Raw genomic sequence first — 24,776 nt, forward strand, 5'->3', positions numbered from 1 at the left:
ACTGTAGTTATTCAAGCCCCTTTTAACCAAAGAAATGTAAAACTAATGTATAATTCATGAAATATTTTTATATTTACGTAAATTTTCACTACATACCATAAATCACAATGCCTCTCTGTCCGATATAGATAGAGGGAAATCAGCAAAAAGCGACTATAGAAATGAGGGTACCACACATGAAAACAAACAAGAACAGACGTGCAGGTCTAGTTCTCACATTAATGATGATCCTGACGATACTGATCCTGGGGGCATGTTCAGCTAATAATACAACAACGGCAGCAGACACAAGAACGAAGGTCGGGATCGTGCTTACGGAAGTAGGTCTGGGTGACCGTTCTTTCAATGATGCTGCTTTTGATGGGCTGGTTCAGGCCAGAGACGAGAAAAGCATTGTCTTTGATTATCGTGAACCGGGCGATAAATTAACTGCCGAAGCTGCATTTGAAGAGTTTGCGGAAGCCAAATTCGATCTGATTATCGGCCTGAGTGATACGATCCAAGCAGATATGGAGAAAGTTGCAGCCAAATATCCTGACCAGCAGTTCCTCGTGATTGATAGTCAGTCCGAATTGCCTAACATTGCCTCCATCTCCTTCCGGGCGGAAGAAGGAAGTTATCTGGCAGGTGTGATTGCCGCTATGGCCACAACCGAAAATCATGTTGGTTTCCTTGGTGGGATGGAGATCCCGCTCCTTCGTGATTTCGAGCAAGGTTTTAAGCAAGGTGTTCTGGCTGTCAAGCCGGATGCAACCGTGGATGCCGTCTACGCAGGGGACTTTGGTAATGCCGATCTGGGTGAACAACTGGCTGCACAGATGATTCAGGACAAGGGCGCTGACGTGATCTATGTGGCTGCCGGTCTCACAGGTGTTGGTGCACTGACGGAGATTCAGAAATTAGGGAAATACGCCATCGGTGTAGATACCGATCAATTCTTTTTGGCGGAAAAAGCCATTCTGACGTCCATGCTGAAAAATGTGGATGTCTCCATCTATAATGCCGTGAACACGTTTATTCAAAACAATCATGCCTTCCCTCAAAAGGAAATCGTGGAGGGGTTGGCGGAGAACGCAGTGGGTCTGACCGCGTTACATAACATCACACTCAGTGATGAACAACAGAAAACCTTCGAAGATCTGAAAGCAAAGATCTCTTCCGGTCAAATCAAAATTACGCTTGATCAATAACCCATCGGATACAAGGAGGTACGCACATGAAACTACAGGGAAAACTAATACTTAATGCTCTAATTTCACTACTTCTATGCCTTGCGCTGGTCGCTTATATCATCATGCAATTGCTCGGTATGAATGCCAAGAATCAAAATCTGGTACCAGCCATGCTCAAGGTTAGTGAACTCAATGCCAATCAGATTCAGACCCAGCAGGCGCTGGATGTCTATTCGTTCTCCATGACAGCAGGAAATCAGGACGCAGTACTCCGCTTGCTGGATGAAGGCCAAACGATGATTCAGGAGCTTACGGACGGATTGCTCGAAACCGATCCGCAGTTACAACTTATACAGTCCATTGAGACAAAATTACAAGCTCTAAACCAGGGAGCCACCGAAGCGATGAACGCGATGAACAGTGCGGAAGCGAAACGTTACAGCACTCGGGTTCGGGGCATACAGAATGATATCTATTCGTTAGATGAGATGACTCGGGATCGTTATGATCAATATACCGTGGATTTGGAACATGACATTCAGCAAACGTGGCAAGTCGCTCTCGGTGGAGCTATCATATTGCTCGTCGCTGTAATGTTGTTCAATATGTATACTTCACGGCAGATCGCCCGGCGTATTCGTACGCTCAAAGCCGCTGCGGGACAAATTGCGGACGGTGACCTGACCGGACAATTACCGGAAGCTCGGGGCAAAGATGAACTCGATGATCTGAGTCGCTCCTTCGGTATCATGACCCATAATATCCGTGGCATTATTCAATCGATTGGTGCAGCTGGTCATCGTGTCGATCTGATGGCGCAAGATATTGACCGCGGTAACGATACAGCCCAAGCGATCGTGCAGCAAGTATCCCGCACCACGGAGGAACTCTCGATTGGTAGTCAAAAGATTGCCGAGGATCTGAGTGAAACGGTGATGGTTGTGGACAAAATGCAGTCTACCTTCAATAGCAATCTGGAGGCCACCTCCCAATCGGTAATCGATGGTCGCGAAGTATTAACTACCGTTGAGGAAGGCAATAAGGCTGTAGCGGAGCAACTCCGTCTGGCCGAAGTGAATCGTCTGGCGATGTCCGAGGTGGAACAAACGGTGCGGGAACTGGAAGAAAGCGCGGTTCGAATCACTACGATGACGGCATATGTTTCGGAGATTGCCAAACAAACGACCATGCTCTCGTTAAATGCCTCCATTGAGGCTGCACGCGCCGGAGAAGCTGGACGTGGCTTCGCTGTTGTTGCAGGCGAGGTGAATAAACTCGCCGAACAATCTGCGCAATCGGTGAAACATATCTATGCGGCTGTGGGCGAGATCACGGCTTCCATGGACAAGGTGAAGAACTCGGTAGCACAGAGCATGCAGCTATTCGGTGAACAGGAACAAGCCACCAGCCAGACTCGTGAATCCTTCTCTGCCATTCGTGAAAGTGTGGAGCGCATTAGTACGGGTATCCACCAGCTTGCTGAGGACATGCAACAATCCAACGAACTCAGTACACAGGTGCAACAGGCCATTGAAAATATCAGTGCCATCACCGAGCAGTCGGCTGCCAGCAGTGAAGAGATTACCGCCTCCACGTCGGAACAACAACGTTCCTTCGCTGATGCAAGTATCAAGGTGAAGTCACTGCGTGATATCAGTGCAGAGATGCATCAGGAACTGCTTCGATTCCGGCTGTAATCAGAATACCGGGAAAATTCGGGCTGCGTACATCTCCCAGCACGAAGTGCCCTGCTTCATGACAAGGGTGAAGAGGTAGGTTGGATGCAGTTAGATGCTGATTATAGGCACGTTATAGGTAGGTTACAGGTGAGCCAGGATCAGGCAGCGTGAACATACAAGCAAACAAAGGGGAGCCTCCGTCATAGACCATGACAGGGCTCCCCTTCTCAGTAGCTAATCGTTGTTTCATCTAACCATTGTTCCCAAGACAAGCGCGAGTCGTAAACCAGACACGAAAGTGGATCACAAGGCATCCGCGTTTCAGATCCAAACGTTTAACGAACCGAGCAAACCTTATTGGACCACGAATTGAGGATTATAAAATCTAACGAATCTCAGGCGCTCTATTTCCTGATTTAGCCCGGTTTTTCAAGTGATTTCTCTGAAATACATAGAAATAACGTGGATGAGGTTTGTTAGCTTTTGCTCTTGCTCCTCGATGTAAACCGTGGCATAAGGTGTATCAGGTTCGTTAGGGCATTGGGCATTGAGCATTGAGCATTGAATACTGAGTACTGAGTACTGAGTACTGAACAATGGACACTAAACATGAACCATGAACCATGAACCTTGAACAACCCATAACGTGCACGCACCTCGTTCTTGGTGTGCTGGTTCGTTGGTTTACTTATAGCTTGGACATGAGTAGTCATACACTCACATGCAGATAGCCAAAACGGCGAATTTGCCTCAGCCCCGTCCTCACAATGCGTCGATAATGTCTCCCGCCAGCAGGGACGACGGGTCACCGCGCAGCAGCGCTGCTCGTTCGGCGGCCTGTCCGTGGAGATATACGCCGAACGCGGCAGCTTGCTCCGCGCTGAGCCCTTGGGCAAGCAGACCGGCGATGATGCCGGTCAAAACGTCTCCGGCACCGCCAGTCGCCATGCCGGCGTGCCCGGTGGTGTTAATGTACGCCTCGCCGGATGGCGTTGCGATGACCGTTCGTGCTCCCTTGAGCACAAGGGTCACGCCCTGCTCGCGGGCGTACTGTGCAGCGTGTCCAATGCGGTCACGCTGCACTTCCTGGGTCGACATGCCCAGCAGTCGGCCCATCTCGCCAGGGTGCGGCGTCAGGATTGTCGCCGCACTTCGCTGGCCCCAGTCGCGAGGCCCATGTGGGCCCGCGTCTGCCAGCATGTTGAGGGCGTCCGCGTCAATGACGAGCGGACGATCCGTATGTTGCCACAGACGGCGCAGCCAGTCTGTGTCGCCCTTGAAGCGACCGAGGCCCGGGCCGGTCGCGAGCACGTCGCGGCTCTCCGCGAGACGCAGCACGACGCCCGCGGAAGCCGCGTTCCATTCGCCGCTGTCGCCATCGGCGGCGGCGGCGAGCATGAGCTCGGGCACGGTGCCGATGACATGCGGCAGCAGTGCCGCGGGCAGCGCCCATGTGGCGAGCCCGCAGCCTGCGCGCAGCGCGGCCTTGGCCGAGAGCAGGCCTGCGCCGCTCATCGGCAGACTTCCTGCGGCCAGCAATACGTGGCCGTAGGTGCCCTTATGGCCGTCCGGTGCCCGGAGGCGGCCTGTGTCCACGCGCAGCGCACCGCGCAGCACCTCGTCCGTCAGCAGACGGACCGAGGGGCCATGCTCTGGCGCAAGCCGCGCGGGAATGCCGATCGCGCGCACCACAATGCGCCCCGCGGCAGAAGCGCCCGGGTACTGCACCAGCCCGCGCTTGAGCAGCGCGAGGCATACAGTCACCCGGGCTTGAATGCAAGGCTCGTACACCTCTCCGGTGTCGGCGTCCAGCCCGCTTGGCACATCGGCGGACACGACCGGCTTGCCGCTGTCGTTCGCCGCCTTAATCAGCGCCGCGTAAGCTCCCCGCGGCGCCCCCCGCGAGCCGGTGCCCAGCAGCGCATCCACGATGCCTGTGCACCGGCTGAAGTCCACGGCTTCGCGCCCGTGGACAAGAGCAGGGATGCCAAGCTTCGCGGCGGCATCCCGTTGCACTGCGGCTTCGCCTCGCAGTGCCTCAGGGGCATCGGCGTAGACCAATGTCACGCCAAGCCCTGCTTCAACTAAATGGCGCGCGGCCACCAGCCCATCGCCGCCATTATTGCCCTTGCCGATCAGCATGTACCACTGCTGATCTCCCGGGCGCTCCATCACCAGCGCCGGATCGGCGATGATGTCGCCACCATAACCTTGCCGATCGCCGGGCCCGGTGTGTGCCCGCCTCGCATCGCCTTTACTGCTATAGCCCTTGTTGCTATAACCAAGCTGCCCTGAATCCGCAAGCCGACTGCCTTCCTGCCCTTCCCGGCACAGCTTGATCACTTCCTCGGCTATGGCGCGGCCTGCATTCTCCATCAGACTTGCTGCTGGAATACCAAGCTGATGAATCGTATGCTCGTCCACAGCTCTCATCTGTTCAGCGGTTACGATAAACAACGGTCATCCCTCCCCGTGCAAGCTCATCTCATACAATAAAGCAACAACTTCACACTTAAACGCTGATCCTGTATGTGTATCGCTATCTTGCCCTTTCCCTCATCCAGTTACCGTGATACACTCCACGCCTCATCGGAAGCTCTATCGATCCCATTTACGAGATCTTAAGATTCAGCTTTCCAAAGGCGGTCTACACTTAGTAGCCTACCGTAAACCGTGCTTGAATAAACTGCGGATCGTCCAGTTCGTCCACCAAAGCCGCTGCAAAATCACCAACAGAAATTGAGCTTTCCCCGATATCATCCGTAATCACACGGTTCATCCCAACTCGGAACTGGCCTGTCCGGCGTCCTGTTGTGATTGTCGCAGCGGGGCTCATGTAGGTCCAGTGAATACCCGATGCTTCAATCAGTTCATATGCATCTGCATGTGCTTTCGCCAGTGGTTTGACTTCTTCCGGGAATCCAGGCGTATCCATCAGCATATCACCGGAATCGGTCAGCAGGCTTCCCGCTCCACCCACTACAACCAAACGTCCTGCTTTTGCCCGGCGCACACCCTCGATCAACGAACGTGTCACTTCCAGCATCTCTTCTTCTCCACCGAACTTCGGCCCATATGCACTCACAACTGCTTCCTGACCCGCTGCAAAATCAGCCACCTGATCCGGGTTAAGCAGATCTCCCTGTTCTACACGCAAACGCTCATGCACCATCTCAATTTTGGATGGATCACGTACCACTGCTGTCACTTCATGTCCACGATCCATCAGCTCCCACAGTATCGTCTTGCCAATCGCGCCGGTTGCTCCAAAAATGGTTACTTTCATATCAATTCCCTCTTTTCTGTAAATATTATCTCAACAACTTACCGTTATTTTAATACTTAATCCCATTGTTATATACCTTAAACGGCTCACGCCATCTTAAACCGGATGTGACATCTTGTAAACGTTAATGTTATTCATTTAACCTCTGATACTATGCACCAGGCCACGGATAACACTTCACCCACCACTTTTCCGTTCCCTATCATTACCTTAACCATCGCCAAAAAAGCCGCATTTGCGGCTTCAACATCACGTATTTATCTTACGTGGACACTCTACTGTAGGTTAGAAAATCAACAGCCTTCTGCGCCCAGATTCGCTCCGAATAAGCTTCATGCGCCATATCCTGTACAATATGAAGCTCAATCCTGCCTATAGCTCCAGACAACCGCTTGTTTTCCATGATGTCCAGATACAACCTCTCCGTCTGCTCTACGGGACACAGTGGATCAGCCTGACCGTGAATGAATTGAATATTCACCTCACTGAGCCCGGATACATAGGCTGTTGGACTTCGATCCCGCAGGGCAGATGGATCATGCAAAAGCTCACCGATTTCCGTTTGCAAGAACGATCTCAGCTTCGCTCCTCCGCCTGCGTACAGTCTTTCCAGATCTGTGAACGGTGCACAGGCAACCACATTACTCCATAGCGCAGGACCTTTACCTGCTACCAGCAATGACAGATAAGCCCCATAGCTCACGCCATAGAGAGAGACGTTTGAATAGGAAGATAACATCTGCTCCCGCATGAACTGGATGACATCTGCATCCACGCCGCCCCAGTCGTTCTGAATGAGCATCCTGTAATCCGTGCCAAACCCTGAACTGCCGGGATAGTTCAGCCCAATGACCCGCACTCCTGCCTGATATAATCCTCTGATGACCGGACTAAAGCTGTCAAACAGGCAATTATGAGGCCCCCCATGGAGATAGATAACCACCTGTTCAGCACCCTCCGGGTGCATGTCCATGTACGGAATCATGTCCTGTCCATAACGAACCCTTCCATAGATTACATCTGGTTCCTCGTCAGGATGGTTGCCAGTTCTCTCATCTCTCCCAATCGGGAAAGGGGTACTCGTACTCGTTTGCTCTGAAAAACGGTATATTCCCGGCGCAGGAGGGCGGACAATAGATTCATATTTTCCGATCAATCCCTGCCTGTCCCTGCTGAGCACAGCCTGTGTCAAGATTCCCGGATAATCACGTAGCTCAAATCTCTTCTCTCTGTCCAATGTATATTGAACATATTGCCACCTGCCGCAGGTTATCCCTTCACAGAGGACGAGCTGTTGATGTGCATCGAGTTGCATTCTGATCAGTTCAGAGAAGGGTTCGCTATCCATTGAACATACATGTACCAATCCCTCTCCTTGCCTGATCCATCCAGGCTGGAAACCATGTTCCACAGGAATCGATACCGATACCAGGTCACCCTGCTTATCCATCACAGGGTAGGCATACTCCGTATAAGGGATTTCGGATGATGGAAGGATGTCTTGGGAATAAGAATACACTCTTCCGAATCCACCAACGTTTACGCCAACCTCTCGTGTAGATGCAGACCAGAATACAAATTGCGGCTGATCCAGATCAGGAGTAACCCATCTCGCTTCATCCTTTTCCGGATCATAAAGACCTATACGAACAGACCCTGACCGATTCCTAATGGAAAATAGCAGGAGTAATCGCTCCTCTTGCCACGCGGCTTGCATCACAGGAAATGGAAACTTCACCAATCGGCTCTGAACCAGAATTGCTTGCTCCTCATTCTCGTATATATGAAGCCATTTCCCCGTCTTGCCCTGTGTAATCACCAGAACACGGTTCCTGCCAATAAACTGAATATGCTGCGTGTGCTGCTCTGACTCCGTCCCATGTTCAGAGAGGATCTTCCGGCTACCCATGCGGCCTGTATCATCAAGACTGCACCATTCGCATGTGTTGTCATCATAACCTAACAGCATACTGCTACGGTCCTTGTTCACACTCATTCGTGTCAGGAATGGATCGTCCAACCCGATTTCCTCCTCTCGTTCCAGTGCTTTAACTGCCCCCATCCCTCCAATTGCGATTCCAGTTTATCAATATACTGGTCCTGCGTGTATGCATCTAGGGGCGTAACTGTCCCCAATCTGCCTAACGTTTCCCGAATCAACCTGATCTGTGGCAGACTGGCAACCGGCAGCCCCATCATCAATAGACGGTACACCCGGGATGCCTGTTCCTCTAACCCTTGAGTAATGAGCGCCCCAGCGATTTCCACCGCACGACCAAGCAGTTTGGAATGGACCGTGTTTGTCTTCATACGTAACAATTGAATCAACAGTTCATATTCCTGCTCCTGCTCACCAAGCTGTTGATGTAATACCATTTTTAATTGCAGCACATGCCCCAGCCAATCTGCATACGTATCAACACATCGCTTCTCCGCAGCCAGCAACGTCTTACCTGCCTCTGCATAGTGCCCCGCCCGGAGCTGCAACCCCGCAATGTTGAGTAGTGTCTGAATCTGAAAAACTCGCTGATCGGGTCCCTCAGGAAGCTGTCGTATACGCTGTCCGGCCTGACGCTCCAACATAATTGCACGTTCTACATTGCCCTCCTGCATCTCAATTAATGCTTCACCATTATCAAGCGCAGCCCATTTCCCGGTACGATACGTTTCCGTTAGTTCTTCATGGGCAAGGATTTCCCGAGCTTTCGAATAACAGTGTCGTGCTTCGGCATAATACTTCCCGTTTTTGGTCAACAGCTGACCCAGCTCAAACCAGAGTACTGCCTGCTGTGTCACTGACAAACGTTGAAATAACGAATTATGGTCAAAGAAATGAAAACAGGAACTGTAACGGGCCGGATTATCCGATTTGGACAACAAAATCCAGGCCAGCCTGTTGTAGAGCGCCAATGCGGCCTCTTTCTCCTTCCCTTTATCCTTGCTTACCATCCGTAGATGTTCCTCCAACAAACGTCGGGTCTGATCAGGCGTATCCCTGACAAGGGATACCGGAAGTTTGGCTATGTCCTCAGGATTGCTCGCTATGGTTGGATATTGATGAAAAAAAAGTACGACACTTACTCCCCTTAATTTCTGTCGATACAGGATATAGTGGATGGCCCCCAGATCCGCAGGGTGAAGGTAGGAAGATATTTCAACCAGAACCCATTTCCTATTGCCAGGTGTCCACCCTGATCTTTGGAATCTCAATAACGCATTTTTACATGCTACAAGATCATCTATGGGTTTAACCTGACTTAATTGATAGATCAGCGGGAGAGTAGCATACGGATCATCAACCGCGATTTGGATAGCTTTATCCTGCCAATGCGTTGTCAATTTGTGAATTTCATGCTTCACTGCATCCGATGTCCCTTCAACGACAAACAACCCTGGTTCATGACTCGCACGATACCATTTACTTCTCAGATCATGATAATCCGTACTTTCCAGTGGGACAGGCATCATGAAAACTCACTCACTTTCGTGATACGGCATACGTGTATAAGTTCAGGTACCTGTTGTAAATTCAGTGCCGTCATCAATTGATAACTGCCCCGGTTGTTTGCATCCAGTGAAGCTTTAACCCGCTGATTCGGATTGGAACTGCACCGATGGAAGCCATATGCAGCAAGCCAACGGGCCCAACCTTGACGTTTCGCTTCAGGTATCGTGAAGATATGAGCAAGGAGTATACTGCCGAACTCATCGCTTAACAGGCAGCCCCCGATCTTCCTTCCCTCCAGTTCCACAAGGCCGGAACCCTTCAGCAACTTGCCATACACCCCCTCATCAATATCTCGGATAGCTTGACGAGCAGCTTCCCAACTTGGACAGGTAGGATCACTGTCCTGGAGCAAGTGTGCCAGAGAATCCGCCTGCCCCTCCGCAGACATCCAAACCGCGTCTTCATTAGGCATAGCCGGCACGAGAACTTCCTTCAGCTTGCCGAAAAACCGGTATCGATGGGCAAGAACATCTGCCCGGTATCCAAGCTTCTCCCACGGAAATGAAGCAGGAGTGGTTGCATAGAGAGAGGACCATGTGATTTTGTCCAAAACGGATGACATTCGATCTTCCCAATAAGAATTGGAATGCGTTTCACTCCATAAATCCAGTGTATACTGCCCTTCTCCCTGATCAATTACCATGAGCGAAGATAGGGTATCCTCATTTCCAGGTTCAACGGCATAATAGCGATCACCCGTCTTTCCCGATTCATGCTGGCATTGCGGCAGAAGTTCAGACATGGATGTTAGCATCATACACTTTTCCCTCCCTGTCATGATCAAAACCTGAGTAAACCAGTGGTTCGGATGCAACAGACGGATAAAACCGGCGAAGCAGGAATGTATAGATCCCCATATATCCCGTCATATAATCCGGGGAGAACGACTCCATGTCCTCCAGTGGCCACATCCATATATCTTCCCGTTGATCACTTCGCAATACATGCAAGCTCTGTGTGTATTCCGCTAGTTTGGTTTCATATCTGCCCGGGAACCTGCGATTGGCCAAGAGCAGAAAATCTCCATTACCTGCAATTCCGTGACATTGCCCAAAAGAAGCAAATACCGTTGCCTGTGCCACTGCATCTGCTGCTTGAAGTCCTAGTCTAGTGCAGAGGGGATCTTGCAAAATATCAGCCGCTGCCATTAGGAATCGACCAATACCCGCCGATCCATTACACCAGTGCACCCAGAGTGTATCTGGTTTTTCAGGTGATGCGGGCCACAGACTCACGCCATTCTGTCCGCCATAACTTGTACGGTCGAGTGTATGTACAATTCGCTTCACAGCAGAATAGTACACTTCCTTTCCTGTACGCTCTGCCAAGGCAAGTAGAACATACCCGATGCCTGCAATGCCATGAGAGAATCCAAGGGAATGATGACCTTTTTTGTCCGATTTATCTTTTACTTTCCACAAACTCAATGATTCGCCTGTCCGCTCTTCTTGTTCCAAAATATAGACACCCAGTTCCTCTGCTCTTGCCAGAAGTTCAGGGCGGCCTCCAATACGGTATATTTCAAGCAGCATCAATCCCAAACCCGCAGCTCCATGACTAATATTGGTCTGCACTGGCTCATGCCGGGTGATTTCCAATGCCAGATCCTCTGCACGTCGTAGCAACGATGGATCATTTATTCGTTCAGCCGTCTCTGCCATTGCCCAGGGGACAGCGCCATATCCAAAGTATAATGCTACAGGTGTCTCATCTGGAACGTAAGGGTGATTCTTCAAAATCCATTCCAATACTTCATACGCATATTGATGGTATTGTCTGTTCTCTGTAATCTGACCAAGCTGATTAAAACCAAAAATCATCCCTGTCCACCCAAAGTTAAAATTAGCCGGGTGAAACATCTTGCTCATACTGTTTTCCGGGAACAGTTGCAAGGGGCTATTAAAATCAAGAGAAGTATACAGTGTGTTTACCATACGCTCAGCCTGACGGAGCACTTCTTCTGGTTCCATATTGCATTCATCCTTCTCTATTACATCCCTGCTTCCTCCTGAACGGACCTCTTGCTGCTCCAGTAATGCAACCAATGTTTCACGAATATCTGATAACTTCACATATCCGCCAGACATGATCTCAATACCCAGACTTCCCAAGCCACGAAGTTGAGTATTACTTTGATGATCCAAATAAGCTTGTGCAGCTTCCAGATGGGATTGCCGATATTTCAGATAGGGGTCGATGGATGAAGCCATGTAATAAAAGACGGCTCCCAGTGCATACAGATCATCTGCATGACTGGATCGCCTGCTGTGCTCACGCCCTCGTGGCACATAGCCCGGAGTATGACCGGTCAATGGATCAGCTTGGTTCTCATCACTTCTAACATAAGCCAGTTCAAGATCAATCAGGCGTACACTTCCGTCCGTAAGCACAACAATATTGTTGGGGGTCAAATCATTGATTACAATCCCTTTATCGTGACATTGCTGCACCATATCAAGAATATGTACACCCATCTGATGCATATCCGCCCGGTTGTAATCTACAGCTACATGTCTGCGATGGATATATTCACGCAAGCTGATGCTTTCAAAATACTCTAGGATCAGATAGCGGTTATTTTCAGTACTAAACAGATCAAGCGGCCTCGGGGTAACCCCCGTATCCTTCATCAGATCAAGCACGCGATATTCATTATCCAGATAGTCATGAGCAGACCGCCCACCACCGTCTACACGCATGCGGTAGACTGCTTCTTTCATGACAGCCTGTTCATACGATGTGCCAGAGATGAGAAATACTCCGCCCTTGCCGGATTTCTTAAGCACACGCCTTACACGAATGTTTCGTATACCAAACTCATTGTTATTGGAATCGACATGACGAGAAGTCACCTGATTTTTCTCCATGGCTTGGATGCGCATTAACTCCTCGGGTTCATTCACCCAATCCGGTTTGTACCTGCCAGGTGTTCTTCGATCCTCCTCCAGCTTACCTTCAGGATTCTGGATGGCATACACTTTTGCACCCGAGTAACGGTCATAGTAGAAACGATCAGTGAATGCACCATAACGATAAAATACACACTGGCTACCTAGGTATGCCCGATCTGTCGGAATAGCTGGTCCTTCCAGATCACCTGTACATGAATGCATTAGTTCAAGTAACTTCAAGAACTGTTCTTCGTCTCGTGCGTAGATAGTGACACATTTCCCAGTCTGAGGGAGAGGTATGGAACCGTTAGATGTTTCAATCAGTTTCAGCCCACTGCTCACTACTTTCCATTGCACTTCATTTTCTATTAGAACAGGTGCAATGCGTCGCAGCAATTCAGCTCCTTCCACAGGGATGACCGATATATGGATTTTCCACCCCTGCGCGGGAAGCCTTAATTCCTCCGGTCTAAAACAAATCCAATGGCCGTCATTCGACCATTGGATGGATTGGGGAAGTTCTCGTATTATATGTTCCAAAGCGTTCTCAAAGGCGTCCTTCTTGGGGGTTACACTTGCGAATTTCAATGAGAATCACTCCTTTTTGGATAAAGTAAGAGGGGGAGGTACAATTATTTTAGTAATGCGCGAAAACCAAAGACTTATCTTTCAAATGATTCAGTGAATAGAGCGTGTAAAGAAGTTCCTAGCTCTCGACAACGATTGTTTGTGAGCTAGTCCAGCTGCACACTGTACACAAGCTTGTTTCCTCAAACATGTTGTTATCCTCTTCAACCTCTAGTGCCATCAAATCCTGTACAGATAAAATTTCCTTGTTTTCCATGATAAATTACCTCCCATTTGTCTCCCCCTCTTATAAACCAAATTCTACATAAATTTTGATATTCCTTCTTTTTAATTGAATTATTTTACATAAATTATTCATCACATCCATTTATCCCGCCTGATCATGTCACATTACATGTTTCCTTGGACTAAAAAGAGGCGCAATATGACATCAGATTCCAGATTACACAGAGGTCGTTTGTTGCCTCGTACGCTTGCTCCTTTCTTCACGGAAAGGTCGGACAAACAGGCTTGCCATGCCCATACAAATAACAAATGTACCAATCCCCATGTACACCCATGAAGGGTTGTACGTTTCGATGAACCACCCTCCCAGTAACAGACCAAGCGGGTTACTAATGCCACTCATCAAGACACCCATGCTGTTCATGACACGTCCTCTTTTTTCTTCAGGTGTGGATAAAAGAATGGAAGTAACCAAGGGTACATTCACAAGAGCAAGTCCCATCATCAACAAAAATGAACACGCAATAGCGATATACAGGTTAGGAAACATCGGCATGAGCAGCAAACTTGTGCCTGAGATGAGATAACTAATCAAAAACCAGTGAGCGAGCGAGAGTCGTTTAGCATATTTGCCACTGAGCAGAGAGCCCGCAATACTGCCAGCGGCAAAGGCTGACTGAAGAAGACCGTAACCTTGTGGTCCGGCTTGCAGCACCATATTGGCAAAAATCGGCGTGAAAATATGCAATGGCGCACCCGCAAAATTGATAATGGCTCCAAAGATAATGCAGCAGGCCAAAATTTTACGGGAAAACAGGAATGTAATCCCCTGCATGCTATCTTTGACAAAACCAGAGACTCCTTTTTGTTTCACGACTTTGGTTACAGGGATGCGGATAAAGAAAATGGATATGGCGGATAACAGAAACGTAACTGCATAGATGAACAAGATGGACTGAACGGAGATGAGCGCAATCAATATCCCCCCCATGGCGTATCCAAGCAATTCAATCGTTTTGGAGGAAGAGTTCAGTAATGCATTGGCTGGAGCTAATTGTTTTGTAGGTTCTGGCAAAATTGCGGGGATGACTGTCTGGGTAGCCGGATTGAATAAAAAACCAAGAATTGCAATGAGCAGATTGGCTGCGTAAATATGCCAAGGAAGCATGGAATCTGTCATGAACAAAAGTGCCAGAAGACAGGCTATACCTGCGCGCAGTATATCTGTCCAGATCAAAAGTTGTTTCTTAGGCAGGCGATCACTGATCGTAGCCAGGGGAATGCCTAGAAATGCATAGATCAGATAAGGCAGCATCGGAATCAGCGCAGCAGCGAGTGCCGACTCCGTTAATTGGAGGATATACCACATCGTCGCCATAGAAAATAAAATCTGTCCTGCCCCGGAAATCAATCTGCCAACAAGAAGCACTACAAAAGAAGGAAGGCGCAAAACCGCTCGATAGCTGTCGCCCCGAATCTCACTTTTCATCTTTTTCACGCACCTCTCCATCGTACGTAATAGATTCTTCATCACTATTACGATGCAGACGCGCTACTAAACCTGAATCTCGAATGGTCTGTTGTATCTTGGCTTTTACCCGTTCCAGTTCAGCTGTATACTCACGTATCTCGTTTAATAAGGCCTGATGTGTTCGTATGCCTTCCCTAATCAACATCGCAGTTGCGTCAGAACGGTTTTTGGCTAACTCAAGAAATACAAGCTGATCTATGATATCAATCTCCTCCTGACTTAATCGAACGGAAACAACTCCCTTGGCTCCCGAAAGATTTTTGTTCGCCTGCTCCACAGATCGTTCCACCATCTGGTTAAACTGAGCTTTCTGGTCATTGTACATATTCAATTCCTCCATTCTTCACGAGTGCACGCGTATATCGTAATTTGTAAATCGTAAATTGGTTTTAAATTACATTATACCTGTAAATAAATGGTTGTAAAGCAAAAAACCTTCGGATTTATCCAAAGGTTCGCCGAATATGTTTTTAACTAGTTCACTAGTCTCCCTGCCTCCACCACATCCCCTCCGATTTTGGGCTGGTGTATTCAAATCCAAATTGAGCATAAAGTTGATCAGCCGGAACATCCGCCAGCAGACTGACTATACCACGGGCAGGTACTGCTTCACGCAGATAATTCATAATCTCGCTCATGATCAGCTTTCCATACCCCATTCCCTGAACATCCGGGTGTACAGCAATATCGACGACCTGAAAGAAACAACCTCCATCTCCAATCACTCGCCCCATTCCTACCAACACATCTTCTTCACGCAGACATACGGCAAACAGGCTATTCGGTAGTCCAACCTCCGCCCCTTCCCTGCTCATCGGACTAAGGCCGGCAATCTGTCGCAGGGAGAGATACTCCCCAGCTGCGGGTGGTGTGTGTTCAATATTCACTTGATCCATGAATTGTGCCCCTTTCTGCTTGAATTCATCTACTTCCTGTGTAATAGTGAGAGAAAGCTTACGTGAAGCGTGTTTCATGATACGTGAAGTTGCTGCAAAGGAGGAACAAGTGTGTTTCAACGTTGGATTGAAGATCTAACATCACGCCCAGGTGCTGTGGCTGTACTGCTTGGCGTCATGGCTGTGCTTCTGGGGATATACATATGGTCTGCCACCGAAGTTCGCCGCAGCCACGAAAGGCGAATGCAAAGGATACGAGATACATTATACATAAGTACAGCCCTCTTGGGACAACTTACCATCCGGGAAAATCAGAATTATGAACGGTCGGAACACGAACATAACGATCTGATCACGGCAATGTTAGCCTGCAAAGCTGCATCTTACCTATCCCCTCAACTACAGGATCAGATCCGTGACTGTATTAAGGAACATGATCCTGCCAAACTCGGACTGATGCACAGAGCGCTGGAACGAGAATGCACCGTATTATCAGATGAACTCAGCCGGGATACGCATGCTGATCATTGGGGCACAGCGGTCTGGACCCTCCTTCGGCCCGTAGCCGAACCAGCCGCACTGGCGGCCACAGGGTTTCTGGTTACAGATCTGGTATTTCGTCAGCGGATGTTGGATGTGCCTGTAGACTCATGGGACAGCATCTTGCCATGGATCCGCGCGGTTTCCTTAATGATCACCATAATATATGGTTACCTGCTCTGGGCCAGCCCACGACGGGATAGGTCACGTACAGTAACCAAAATGCTCTCCTTGCTGATCGCCCTATGCTCCTTGCTCCATCTGATTGGACCTGTTGCTGCACCCTATGCACTGGGACTACAGCTGATTATATTCACTTCGGGTTTCGGGTTGACTGGGACACGCTCTCGAAGTGATCGCCCCTATGCAGGACATACTGATCTGGAACCAACGAAGCAAGCCTCTACGGAGATGGAAGTGAATACACGTCGTACATCTGGTACCAACACCGACGAATAACCTACGCATCCAGCCGCTTCCGTATGATTAAACTTAGATACCCACCTCGATGATACGAGACTCGTTCCTCTCTCGACTGGATTTCCACCGATCAGGACGTGTCTCCTTACTCGGCATGCTATACGATGATGAATGTCAGTGTCCCAAAATTATCGAGCTCCCGTCTGGCTGTTCCTATTGAGTAGCCAGTCGATTTTCTAAGGAACACAGGACGTCTTATATTACCTCTATAGCCTCTTTCAAAATTGTAAAGAACCTCAGACACGTTATTTCCCAAAATCGCTCGATAAAAACGCTCTAAAACGCCATACATTTCGATATAACGTGTCTAAGATTCCTTAGATTTCTGTGGGTGCTTCAAACCCTTAAATAAGACGCCTCAGATTCGTTAGCGCTCAATCCCTGCTCATGCTCTGTTCCAAGAGCGACTGAGAGGACAAGCTCGTGTCCCTCCCCTCCTGTACGAGACGAAAATTTTTATTATTAGTGGAGGAAAACAGGATGCTCCCCTTTGCGATGTTCTGATCGCTTGCTCATACATGCATTATGCAGCACGTTCCCTACTCTGGGCTCGTTTCATGCACAACTCGGCTGTGAGTAGGTTGGGAGACACGCTCTAAATCATGCAAGACTATACGCAAAGAGGGCTGAAACTACATTGTAGCTCCAGCCCTTTTCTATATTACTAATTTTGTCTTGCGAAGAATTGAACGATAGCATAATTACTTCACTTATTTGGCTACAACATGTGCAATGACAAGACCATTTTCGTACGTGACAGTCACGTCATAACCATCTGCCGTTACACTGTCGAATTCACCTGTAATTCCATTAGCCGTGATTAACGTAATATCTTTGGAACCTTCAATCTTATAATTGGACAAGTCGAGTTTGAGACTTCCTCCATCAATATAGAGCTTTCTGCCGACATTCAGTTGACTGTTGCCATCAGCGACAACCAATTCCAGCGTACCCTTATCCATGGTGAAGTTTCTATTCAAGGTTAAGGCTCCATCAACATTCACAACAACTGTTCCATTCTCTACATACAGATCACCTGTACCAAAAGCCGTTGCAGATTCAGCTACCAATGTTCCTGCTTGCAGTAAGGTTCCGCCTGTGTAGCTATTTTTTCCTGTTAGTGTAAGTGTTCCTGTTCCCTTTTTCGTCAGCATTCCACTACCCGTGATATCATTTCTCCACCAGTCTTGTGCATTGAAACGTCCTTTGGATGCGTCCATATCCACAGTTACGTTGTTCAAGAATGCTCCGTATCCATCTGCAGCCGTCACCAGATCAATTCTACCCCAGCCCTTGGATTCATCCAGAACCGGATAACCGGAATCAATCGATGTTGTATACAGTACTTGTCTGCGCTGCTCATCTGTTAAATACGGCTGACGCGTTTCTAACAGGGCTTCTGCTCCTTGCGGTACGACTGGAGCCAAACCTTTGGTTCCGGTTTGTGGCAGACCATACGTCATCTTCTCTCTATAGAAGGCTTTATTGGCGTCATGATCTTCCCATTTGTGTTCATCGTAAGCACTCTTAAACGTGTAATCCTCTGTTACGGTATGTGCATATTCATACAGACTCATATTTTTTTCCTTGGCTGCAGCTCCAAATACTTCCCCTGCATTCTCATAGCCTTTCTCTAACACTTCTCTGTTCTCAGCCTGATTAAGTGCATATGCAGCCATGGCTGTGGATTGTATTCTTCCTCCTATAACATCAAGTGGTGAGTGCATCCCTGCTACGACTCGATTCTCGCCCAACTGAGCTGCTCTCGTTAACAATTCAGAGAATCGTTCTGGTGTAGCGTATGCCAAAGGAAATACGGATAAATAAGCTGCACTGGTATGTCCGCTCGGAAATCCGCCATCTTTTCCTCTTCCATCCTCAGCGATTCGTTTGACATAAGTTAACGCAGGAATAAGCTTAACGTTGGTTTCGTATTGCTGGTAATGTTTTTCTCCTGTTGATTTGGTTCCGCCTGAAGCCAAAGGTACTTCTTTTTTCTCACCTTCACCCAAGGTTTCCCATACAGGCAGTCCTTTGCTGTCAACAACTTCTTTCACTTCTCCATTGGAATTCATTCTCCACGGTCTAGGGGAAGAGTAGAAATATTTAGAGGGATTAGATGAGGCAGGAATTTTGAATCGAACCAGATCAACTAAATGGATCAAGTCTGAAAGCTCCGTTTTTGCATCCCAATCTCCAATGCCTTGGCTTTCATCTTCCACCGTTTCTTCGGTCAATACCACATTCATCTCGTCCACCGTTCGTTCAACGTTTGTCTTTGGCTTGATGATATCTACATACGTGTTAGCCAACGGACCAAAGCCCTCCATCACGCTATAGATCTTATCTCTTTGGTCATCATAATAGGCTGCCAATGTCTCTTCAGCCGTGCGATTTTGCGTGACCTTTCCTACATATTTGATATTGGCTTCCCAAGTCGCTTTGTTTCGGATCTCTTCATTTGCATATGTTTTCTGATCAGCGACAGCTACGGTTGGATCATTCTTAAAGCCGTCATAATATGGGGACGGTCCATCTCCATACTTTGCATTTTTTCCGTCAGCTCCAATTTTGGTTGCCGCCGTTCCATCTCTCCAGTCCGCTTGGTTCATGGACCATACTTGATCAAAACCGTCCAAAATATCAATAAACGGATTGGTCTCCGCAATATTTTTCAAGGTGTCGTCTCCAGCATTGGCTCCGTGCTTCACGGCGGACAACCGAGCTTCATCTGCTGGGGGATTAACATTCAGTACGGTTGCCGTTCCCTTTGGCTTAGCTGGTTTGGCAGCTGTAGTCGAATCTGTCTCTACAGCCTTAACGAGTGCTGATACTGCTTCGGCACGCGTAATGGAATTAAGCGGCTTGAAGCTTCCATCTGCATATCCAGCAATAATTTTCGCTGCTGCCGCTCCACCTACAGCTCCCTTGCTCCAAGCTGCAATAGATGATGAATCGCTAAAGACATTCGCTGCTGTTTCATTCAATTCCAAATTTAGAATACCGGCAATCACTTTAGCTGCTTCTTGACGGGTGATCGGATCTTGCGGCTTCATGGTGCCATCGGTGTATCCATCTATATATCCATTTGCATTTGCAATAGAAATGGCTTCGTAATACCATGCACTCTCAGACACATCGTTAAAGGTAATTTTAGCTTGTCCGGAATATCCAAACGCTCCATTTACCAAATTCATAAATTCTGCTCTGGTAATATACGTGTTCGGTTTGAATGAATGATCCAGGTAGCCCCGAATTAATCCTTCATCGCCCCATGCTTGAATATTTGCTTCCGCCCAGTGTCCCTTAATATCAGAGAACTGAATCTTCTGATCGGCTGCAAAACTCTTCTCTGCAAACGTCGGACCAACCATAGACAACATTAGAAGTAGTGCCAGTGACTTTTTAAGTGGTTTTCTCATGGCTTGCAAATACACGCTCCCATTATGGTAAATTATTTTTTGCTTCTGCATCTGCAAATGAGTAAGAAAGTCTCTATACAGATGTCTGATCTGCCGTTACTGTAGCATTAGGGAGCGTTTCGCATCTATAGAACAAATTCCGTTTTATATCAAAATCGTACGTTCCGATGATTTCTGCCCTAAAAAAAACAGAGGAGATACTACTTTCGTTAATTATGATATGCTTTTATGTAAACGCTTTATTAAATTGGTGTAAAATATGAGGAAGACGTTTGTTAAATTTCGGTCAACATGATTTCTCGTCCTCGGCCTGCTATATAATGATGAAGTTGTTTAGAAATGAGGAATTGAAGGGGGAAAAAAGATGCGTAAGCCATTTCAGTCTGTGAGATCCAAGATGGTTCTTTCCTACCTCGCTGTCGTGCTTGTCATTGCGCTTCTTTTCGGCTCCATTTTCTATCTCTTCTTCTCCCATCAATACAGCAAAGAGATCCGAATCAATAATCAACTGTCGCTGAAAAGCACTGTCAATTATATTGAGAGCTCTGTGATCCAGAAGGTAAATCAGGTCTATCTGTCCCTGGCACTCGGTAACGCCGCTAGTATCGATTTAGATAGCTTAAAAGGAAACCATAGCAAAATTTTGGACATCGAACAGTCCCTCAAAAATATGGTGCAAAACTATTCCGATCTCATTGAAGCTATTCATGTGTACGATACGGAAAATCATTTCACAGTCTCCTCTGTATATGGTCTGTTGCTCTATGAGGACATGCCATCGAATGTGGATCATACCACGGATTGGATTGCCGCAATGAAAGGGTCCAGTGAGAGTTCCTTATGGATGAAGACTCGCATGGTTCCTCAGGATGCATATATCGAATCGCGGGGACAGAGCAACATGAGCCCTATCATTTCCTATGTCCACAGTTACCCGTTTCAATCTTCTGGAAAAGACAGCAAGGTCATGATTGCGATTGATATCAAAGAGTCAGCGATCAGTCAGATCATTAAGAATATGCTCCCTGCTGACTATGCAAATACATTAATCATCGATCAGGATGGAACTGTCATCTCTGCCGCAGACAAAACGTTGATAGGCAGCTCTACGGAAGAGAATTTGACTCATTCACTGCTCTCCCTTCATTCTTCAGATGAGAGCTTCGCGCCTGTATTTAACTATGACTCTTCTGTTGTTACTCAAGATCAATTTAAAGGAAATGCATGGCTGATCTACACGACCACGCCTAATGAAAGCTTCTACTATAAGCTGGATAGCTTGAAAGAGATATCGGTTCTTCTTGGCTTGCTGGCTGTCGCGGTTGGGATAGCAATGTCTTCCATTTTTACCACAGCCAATTATAGTCCTCTTAAGCGAATCCTGAATAACATCAAGAGCCGGATGGACAGCCCAACCAGCCTCAAGCAGGACGAATACCGGTTCATCGATACAACGTTTAACAGTCTGTCCAATAAAGTTGATAGTCTTGAAGAAACCTTGCAGGCCAATCATAAGATGATTAAGCATAGTATCATGCTTAACATGTTGAATAACCGATTTACACCGGAAGAGCTGACGGAGCAACTGCAATCTGTTCAGATTTCGATGGATTATTCCCGCTTCCGCTGCATCGTCATTGACCCCGTCAATGAGAGATGGAAAGATCTGCAGCCACGACAGTTGCAGCATACGCTGTACACGATGATTCAGCAACTTGAGATGGCAGACATGGAAGGAACTCAACTGCTGGCGGAGGAATTGCAGGATCACAAAATAGCAGTGATTATCTGTACTAACCAATCCGAAGAACCTCTCTCTAATCACATTGTGGACTTTATTCACACGGAGGCAAGAAGCAGATTTGGCCTTGAATTTGTACTTTCATTAGGCGGATGGGTAGAACACTTCACGAAGATTCACAGAAGCTACCATCAGGCTAATGCCTTGATTCGATACAGCTACTTCTTTCCCGATCAGTCTGCCATTCAGGATCTTGATCTGCTGAACAGGGAAGCCAGCAGTCTGGAGATTCCGGAGTCATACCTCGTAAACTTTGAGAAGAAATTACAGAATCGGGATGTGCAAGGTTCGGTTCAGGCCATTCAGGAATTGGTAGCGACAATAAAGGAAGGCCCCTATTCAGCCGAATACAGTCGTATCATCTTATTAAAAACGGTATCTATATACGCTGAATGTATTCATCAGGTGCGCCTGCAACCTGCCGAAGCGAGTTCATTGAATTTGTACAAGCAGTTTTCATTGTTCTACAATATCAATCGTTATTCCGAATGGATGATCCATCTCGTGACTGAATTTGTGATGCACATGGAGAAGCGAAGCGAGGTACGGAGTGTAGATACCATATCGGCGGTCAAAGCCTATATTCACGAGCACTTGTCGGGCGATCTCACGCTTGATCATGTCTCAGAGCAAGTATTCATCAGCCCTAAATATCTCAGTAAACTGTTCAAAGAAGAAACAGGGATTGTCTATTCCGAATATGTTACGAATCAGCGAATGGAACGCGCCCGGGAACTCATGACACAACGTGAAATTACGGTTGAGCAGGTCGCAAGTACGGTCGGTTACCGTACCCCTGCCTATTTCATTAAGAAGTTCAAAGAAATTCATGGATGTACGCCGAAAAATTTCATGCGCAGTCTAATGGAACAGGGGTCTATATAAGTTGAATTTAACATTTACACAAAAACGGAGAGGACAGAAAGAACCTGAAGAAGCGAAGCGTTCGCCTTTATTCCCGGATTTCACCCCTTTAGAAGAGGGATCAAAAGAAATCTGGGAATAACAGCGATCGGAAGGTTGTTCTGTCATCGGAGTGTCCGTGTAAATATTATTTGATTGAACCTATATAGAATTAAAATTAGGAAAGGAGCTGCTATGAACATCAACCTTTCAAGAAAGCTATGTCTATATACCACAATACTTCTCCTTCTCGTATTTACAAGTGGGTGTACCTTTTCAGGTGGAGAAACAGCACAAGTGCAACAGCAGGACCATCTAGCAAGCGCTGAGAAGGATACAACACCGCAGTATACGATATCCTGGACCATGCATCAGAATATCCCTGTTCCTGAAGACGCGGAGATGATTGCATATATTGAGGATCGGTTTGATGTTGATCTGGAGGTGTGGAACCTTGAGAACAAGCGGTACGAGGAACTGCTGGATCTGGAGCTGGCTCAGGGAAAAATACCGGATCTGTTCCGGATTAGACAACCGCATGATCTGCTTAAGTATCAAATGCAAGGCGTGTTAGCAGAAATTTCCCCGGAAGTACTTGAACAATATGCGCCAAATATTGTACAGCGAATTCGCGATTATGATTCACGTTATCTGGAGTATGGAAAAATAAACGGCAACATCTATGGAATTCCGGTCATCAATCAGACCAATATCTATCGAACTCCTGTCGTATACCGAGAGGACTGGCTTAAGAAGCTGGGTCTGGACGTTCCGAAAACATTAGATGAATTTGAGACGGTCATGTATGCTTTTGCCAGCGATCCGGACGGAAATGGTAAACAGGATACGTATGGCCTATCCAGAGAGGGCTTAAATGTCGTATTTGGCGCCTTTGGACAATCTGTTTTTACCGAGCAGCTGTATTTTAATGAAAAAAACAACCAACTCGTGATCGGCGCTTTGGAGCCTGAGATGAAAAAAGCCTTGGAGTATATGCAGAAATGGTATCGGGATGGGATTATTGATCCTGAGTTTATAACGGGAGAGAATAAAGGTGGCTATAAACATCTGTCCCATGCTTTTATTAATGGCAAAATCGGGATGACCTCGATGGGAAATTACTATCATTGGAATCAAGAGGGAGACTACAGTGTCCTCAATGAAAATGGCGAGGAAACTCCGGTGGAACCCTCCTTCAATGTCAGTGAGTTACTACAGAAGAATGCAGCCGCAAAGATTGTATTCGGTTCTCCGGTTATAGGTCCTGATGGACATAGCGGAACCAAAGGGAATAATCTGCTGATGAATTTTATTGCTATAGGCGCTGAGGCTGCAAACGAGCCGGGAAAACTGGAGAAAATCTTGGAGATACTCGATTATGTAAGTGCCAACCCCGATCCGGTCGAGCAGATCAAAATGGAGTATGGCCTTCCAGGAAAGCACTGGGATTGGAGCGCTGAAGATTCAAAATCGTTCCACTTGCTTCGCCCATACAACCGAATGGAGAATTATACGAATATGATCGGCTCAAGTATTGGCATGATGGTTCCAGGTGCCCCCTCGGACAAACGTGAACAGTGGGCTGCATCTGCAGGGTTGACGGAGAATGGTATCTATAATCGCCTGGAGGTTGCAACCCCTGCCCTGATTCAATATTCATCGGAGTTGATTCGCATGAGAGACAGAGCGTATATCTCCATCATCACCGGCGATCAGCCTGTGGGGTATTTCGATACTTTTGTGGAAGAATTTAAGGATGCAGGTGGGCAACAGGTACTGCTTGAAGCGAATCATTGGTATAAGGAGCATAAGGGAACAAGTCGCACGCAATAGGTAGGACGTATTGGAAGCGTC

General features: G+C 47.6%; 16 protein-coding genes. 5 read left to right on the forward strand and 11 right to left on the reverse strand.

The features are described 5' to 3' along the window. The first annotated feature begins 176 nt into the window (after positions 1 to 176). Together AB4111_RS24360 and AB4111_RS24365 are read left to right on the forward strand one after the other, a co-directional pair. The gene (locus AB4111_RS24360) at positions 177 to 1,190 is read left to right on the forward strand and encodes a BMP family lipoprotein (RefSeq protein ID WP_442033549.1); all 1,014 of its coding nucleotides are present in this window, start codon (positions 177 to 179) and stop codon (positions 1,188 to 1,190) included. Positions 1,191 to 1,216: 26 nt separating this feature from the next. Further along, the gene (locus tag AB4111_RS24365; protein ID WP_442033550.1) at positions 1,217 to 2,869 is read left to right on the forward strand and encodes a methyl-accepting chemotaxis protein; all 1,653 of its coding nucleotides are present in this window, start codon (positions 1,217 to 1,219) and stop codon (positions 2,867 to 2,869) included. Between the two features lie 744 nt (positions 2,870 to 3,613). Here the strand turns inward: AB4111_RS24365 and AB4111_RS24370 are convergent. The 10 genes from AB4111_RS24370 to AB4111_RS24415 all read right to left on the reverse strand — a co-directional run bounded on the left by AB4111_RS24370 (position 3,614) and on the right by AB4111_RS24415 (position 15,776). After that, positions 3,614 to 5,308 (reverse strand): NAD(P)H-hydrate dehydratase, encoded by a 1,695-nt coding sequence (locus tag AB4111_RS24370; RefSeq protein ID WP_442033551.1) that lies wholly within the window; start codon positions 5,306 to 5,308, stop codon positions 3,614 to 3,616. A 196-nt stretch (positions 5,309 to 5,504) separates the two neighbouring features. Then, positions 5,505 to 6,137: an NAD(P)-dependent oxidoreductase gene (locus AB4111_RS24375; RefSeq protein WP_442033552.1), complete on the reverse strand. Its 633-nt coding sequence runs from the start codon at positions 6,135 to 6,137 to the stop codon at positions 5,505 to 5,507. Between the two features lie 262 nt (positions 6,138 to 6,399). Next, complete coding sequence (locus AB4111_RS24380; protein WP_442033553.1) at positions 6,400 to 8,199, reverse strand: alpha/beta hydrolase family protein; 1,800 nt, start codon at positions 8,197 to 8,199, stop codon at positions 6,400 to 6,402. After that, complete coding sequence (locus AB4111_RS24385; RefSeq protein ID WP_442033554.1) at positions 8,139 to 9,605, reverse strand: tetratricopeptide repeat protein; 1,467 nt, start codon at positions 9,603 to 9,605, stop codon at positions 8,139 to 8,141. Before AB4111_RS24385 ends, AB4111_RS24380 begins: the two co-directional genes overlap by 61 nt. Next, positions 9,602 to 10,402, reverse strand: a complete 801-nt coding sequence (locus AB4111_RS24390) for a hypothetical protein (protein WP_442033555.1) — start codon at positions 10,400 to 10,402, stop codon at positions 9,602 to 9,604. The genes AB4111_RS24385 and AB4111_RS24390 overlap by 4 nt, the downstream gene beginning before the upstream one ends. Next, the gene (locus tag AB4111_RS24395; RefSeq protein ID WP_442033556.1) at positions 10,380 to 13,124 is read right to left on the reverse strand and encodes a lanthionine synthetase LanC family protein; all 2,745 of its coding nucleotides are present in this window, start codon (positions 13,122 to 13,124) and stop codon (positions 10,380 to 10,382) included. Before AB4111_RS24395 ends, AB4111_RS24390 begins: the two co-directional genes overlap by 23 nt. Before the next feature lie 118 nt (positions 13,125 to 13,242). Continuing rightward, positions 13,243 to 13,380, reverse strand: coding sequence for a hypothetical protein (locus AB4111_RS24400; protein ID WP_161799395.1), 138 nt, complete (start codon positions 13,378 to 13,380; stop codon positions 13,243 to 13,245). Between the two features lie 186 nt (positions 13,381 to 13,566). Further along, positions 13,567 to 14,838 carry an MFS transporter gene (locus tag AB4111_RS24405; RefSeq protein ID WP_253442352.1) on the reverse strand — a complete coding sequence of 424 codons (1,272 nt, stop codon included), beginning with the start codon at positions 14,836 to 14,838 and terminating at the stop codon, positions 13,567 to 13,569. Beyond that, positions 14,828 to 15,205, reverse strand: a complete 378-nt coding sequence (locus AB4111_RS24410) for a ribbon-helix-helix domain-containing protein (RefSeq protein WP_253429552.1) — start codon at positions 15,203 to 15,205, stop codon at positions 14,828 to 14,830. Before AB4111_RS24410 ends, AB4111_RS24405 begins: the two co-directional genes overlap by 11 nt. A 157-nt stretch (positions 15,206 to 15,362) precedes the next feature. Further along, positions 15,363 to 15,776 (reverse strand): GNAT family N-acetyltransferase, encoded by a 414-nt coding sequence (locus AB4111_RS24415; protein ID WP_442033557.1) that lies wholly within the window; start codon positions 15,774 to 15,776, stop codon positions 15,363 to 15,365. A gap of 111 nt (positions 15,777 to 15,887) precedes the next feature. Between AB4111_RS24415 and AB4111_RS24420 the strand changes: the two genes are divergently transcribed. Further along, the gene (locus AB4111_RS24420; RefSeq protein WP_442033558.1) at positions 15,888 to 16,775 is read left to right on the forward strand and encodes a hypothetical protein; all 888 of its coding nucleotides are present in this window, start codon (positions 15,888 to 15,890) and stop codon (positions 16,773 to 16,775) included. A 731-nt stretch (positions 16,776 to 17,506) separates the two neighbouring features. Here the strand turns inward: AB4111_RS24420 and AB4111_RS24425 are convergent. Then, positions 17,507 to 20,218, reverse strand: coding sequence for an S-layer homology domain-containing protein (locus AB4111_RS24425; RefSeq protein WP_442033707.1), 2,712 nt, complete (start codon positions 20,216 to 20,218; stop codon positions 17,507 to 17,509). Positions 20,219 to 20,582: 364 nt separating this feature from the next. Here AB4111_RS24425 and AB4111_RS24430 point away from each other — a divergent pair, with 364 nt between their 5' ends. Continuing rightward, positions 20,583 to 22,904 carry a helix-turn-helix domain-containing protein gene (locus tag AB4111_RS24430; RefSeq protein ID WP_442033559.1) on the forward strand — a complete coding sequence of 774 codons (2,322 nt, stop codon included), beginning with the start codon at positions 20,583 to 20,585 and terminating at the stop codon, positions 22,902 to 22,904. A 315-nt stretch (positions 22,905 to 23,219) separates the two neighbouring features. Next, positions 23,220 to 24,755: an extracellular solute-binding protein gene (locus AB4111_RS24435; RefSeq protein WP_442033560.1), complete on the forward strand. Its 1,536-nt coding sequence runs from the start codon at positions 23,220 to 23,222 to the stop codon at positions 24,753 to 24,755. Positions 24,756 to 24,776: the final 21 nt, after the last annotated feature.

Origin of the sequence: Paenibacillus sp. 2KB_22 (genome assembly GCF_052115745.1) — a bacterium.
Classification (GTDB): Bacteria; Bacillota; Bacilli; order Paenibacillales; family Paenibacillaceae; genus Paenibacillus.

Coding starts and splice junctions, on each gene's coding strand:
- AB4111_RS24380 (WP_442033553.1), bottom strand. CDS start 8,199: ATGGGGGCAGTTAAAGCACTGGAACGAGAGGAGGAAATCGGGTTGGAC.
- AB4111_RS24410 (WP_253429552.1), bottom strand. CDS start 15,205: ATGTACAATGACCAGAAAGCTCAGTTTAACCAGATGGTGGAACGATCT.
- AB4111_RS24405 (WP_253442352.1), bottom strand. CDS start 14,838: ATGAAAAGTGAGATTCGGGGCGACAGCTATCGAGCGGTTTTGCGCCTT.
- AB4111_RS24360 (WP_442033549.1), top strand. CDS start 177: ATGAAAACAAACAAGAACAGACGTGCAGGTCTAGTTCTCACATTAATG.
- AB4111_RS24385 (WP_442033554.1), bottom strand. CDS start 9,605: ATGATGCCTGTCCCACTGGAAAGTACGGATTATCATGATCTGAGAAGT.
- AB4111_RS24430 (WP_442033559.1), top strand. CDS start 20,583: ATGCGTAAGCCATTTCAGTCTGTGAGATCCAAGATGGTTCTTTCCTAC.
- AB4111_RS24375 (WP_442033552.1), bottom strand. CDS start 6,137: ATGAAAGTAACCATTTTTGGAGCAACCGGCGCGATTGGCAAGACGATA.
- AB4111_RS24415 (WP_442033557.1), bottom strand. CDS start 15,776: ATGGATCAAGTGAATATTGAACACACACCACCCGCAGCTGGGGAGTAT.
- AB4111_RS24390 (WP_442033555.1), bottom strand. CDS start 10,402: ATGATGCTAACATCCATGTCTGAACTTCTGCCGCAATGCCAGCATGAA.
- AB4111_RS24400 (WP_161799395.1), bottom strand. CDS start 13,380: ATGGAAAACAAGGAAATTTTATCTGTACAGGATTTGATGGCACTAGAG.
- AB4111_RS24425 (WP_442033707.1), bottom strand. CDS start 20,218: ATGAGAAAACCACTTAAAAAGTCACTGGCACTACTTCTAATGTTGTCT.
- AB4111_RS24365 (WP_442033550.1), top strand. CDS start 1,217: ATGAAACTACAGGGAAAACTAATACTTAATGCTCTAATTTCACTACTT.